1 pseudogene is annotated in these 381 nt (G+C 69.0%); it reads right to left on the minus strand.

Going from position 1 to position 381, the window contains the following annotated elements:
• Positions 1-228: 228 nt before the first annotated feature.
• Positions 229-381 (minus strand): annotated as a pseudogene (locus tag G3I78_RS52730) (TetR family transcriptional regulator); the annotation flags it as partial.

The raw sequence follows: 381 nt of genomic DNA on the forward strand, positions 1-381 counted from the left end.
CGGACACCGTCGCCGCGCCGAAGCCGGCGGCGAAGAGCAGTGCCACCCAGAGCAGGGCGACGAGGCCTCGGCGCCGGAAGGCGCCCCTGCCGAGTCGGTAGAGGAAGGTAGCCACGGAGGCGGTTCTCCCGTTCAGGTCGTGGTGGATCCGGGACGGATCAGGGCGTGGATAGCCGGCCCGACGACGAGAGCGGCGTGTCAGGAGCAGCAGGAACGAGTCGCGGGGACTCAGACGCCGAGGGCGGGGAAGACCACGGAGTCGATGAAGTCGGCAAGGAACGCCTGGTCCACGGACCGGTCCTCCATCAGCGGCAAGGCGATGAAGGCGCCGATCAGCATGTGCGGCACGAAACGGATCGCGGGAAAGTCCGGGGCGATCTC

The organism is Streptomyces sp. SID13726 (assembly GCF_010548375.1).
GTDB lineage: Bacteria > Actinomycetota > Actinomycetes > Streptomycetales > Streptomycetaceae > Streptomyces.